The sequence below is a fragment of the Trabulsiella guamensis ATCC 49490 genome, assembly GCF_000734965.1.
GTDB lineage: Bacteria > Pseudomonadota > Gammaproteobacteria > Enterobacterales > Enterobacteriaceae > Trabulsiella > Trabulsiella guamensis.
In genome coordinates this window covers 1-1,738 of record NZ_JMTB01000142.1, presented here as the reverse complement: position 1 = coordinate 1,738, position 1,738 = coordinate 1, and the positions used below count along the sequence as shown (strand labels likewise).

Below are 1,738 nucleotides of genomic sequence, written 5' to 3'. Positions count from 1 at the left end.
ACTGCTCTTTAACAATTTATCAGACAATCTGTGTGGGCACTCGGAGTGACATGGATTCTTGACGTCTTCGGACGAAAAATGAATACCAAGTCTCAAAGAGTGAACACGTAATTCATTACGAAGTTTAATTCTACGAGCATCAAACTTAAATTGAAGAGTTTGATCATGGCTCAGATTGAACGCTGGCGGCAGGCCTAACACATGCAAGTCGAGCGGCAGCGGGGGAAAGCTTGCTTTCCCGCCGGCGAGCGGCGGACGGGTGAGTAATGTCTGGGAAACTGCCTGATGGAGGGGGATAACTACTGGAAACGGTAGCTAATACCGCATAACGTCTTCGGACCAAAGTGGGGGACCTTCGGGCCTCATGCCATCAGATGTGCCCAGATGGGATTAGCTAGTAGGTGGGGTAACGGCTCACCTAGGCGACGATCCCTAGCTGGTCTGAGAGGATGACCAGCCACACTGGAACTGAGACACGGTCCAGACTCCTACGGGAGGCAGCAGTGGGGAATATTGCACAATGGGCGCAAGCCTGATGCAGCCATGCCGCGTGTATGAAGAAGGCCTTCGGGTTGTAAAGTACTTTCAGCGGGGAGGAAGGTGTTGTGGTTAATAACCAGAGCAATTGACGTTACCCGCAGAAGAAGCACCGGCTAACTCCGTGCCAGCAGCCGCGGTAATACGGAGGGTGCAAGCGTTAATCGGAATTACTGGGCGTAAAGCGCACGCAGGCGGTCTGTCAAGTCGGATGTGAAATCCCCGGGCTCAACCTGGGAACTGCATCCGAAACTGGCAGGCTTGAGTCTTGTAGAGGGGGGTAGAATTCCAGGTGTAGCGGTGAAATGCGTAGAGATCTGGAGGAATACCGGTGGCGAAGGCGGCCCCCTGGACAAAGACTGACGCTCAGGTGCGAAAGCGTGGGGAGCAAACAGGATTAGATACCCTGGTAGTCCACGCCGTAAACGATGTCGACTTGGAGGTTGTGCCCTTGAGGCGTGGCTTCCGGAGCTAACGCGTTAAGTCGACCGCCTGGGGAGTACGGCCGCAAGGTTAAAACTCAAATGAATTGACGGGGGCCCGCACAAGCGGTGGAGCATGTGGTTTAATTCGATGCAACGCGAAGAACCTTACCTGGTCTTGACATCCACAGAACCCTGTAGAGATACGGGGGTGCCTTCGGGAACTGTGAGACAGGTGCTGCATGGCTGTCGTCAGCTCGTGTTGTGAAATGTTGGGTTAAGTCCCGCAACGAGCGCAACCCTTATCCTTTGTTGCCAGCGGTCCGGCCGGGAACTCAAAGGAGACTGCCAGTGATAAACTGGAGGAAGGTGGGGATGACGTCAAGTCATCATGGCCCTTACGACCAGGGCTACACACGTGCTACAATGGCATATACAAAGAGAAGCGACCTCGCGAGAGCAAGCGGACCTCATAAAGTATGTCGTAGTCCGGATTGGAGTCTGCAACTCGACTCCATGAAGTCGGAATCGCTAGTAATCGTGGATCAGAATGCCACGGTGAATACGTTCCCGGGCCTTGTACACACCGCCCGTCACACCATGGGAGTGGGTTGCAAAAGAAGTAGGTAGCTTAACCTTCGGGAGGGCGCTTACCACTTTGTGATTCATGACTGGGGTGAAGTCGTAACAAGGTAACCGTAGGGGAACCTGCGGTTGGATCACCTCCTTACCTGAAAGAACCTGCCTTCGAAGTGCTCACACAGATTGTCTGATGAAAA

The 1,738-nt window shown here is 53.5% G+C and carries 1 rRNA gene; it reads left to right on the top strand.

What is annotated here, in order from left to right:
- Window positions 1-147: 147 nt before the first annotated feature.
- Window positions 148-1,689: ribosomal RNA gene (locus GTGU_RS23080) — 16S ribosomal RNA — on the top strand.
- The last annotated feature ends 49 nt before the right edge of the window (window positions 1,690-1,738 follow it).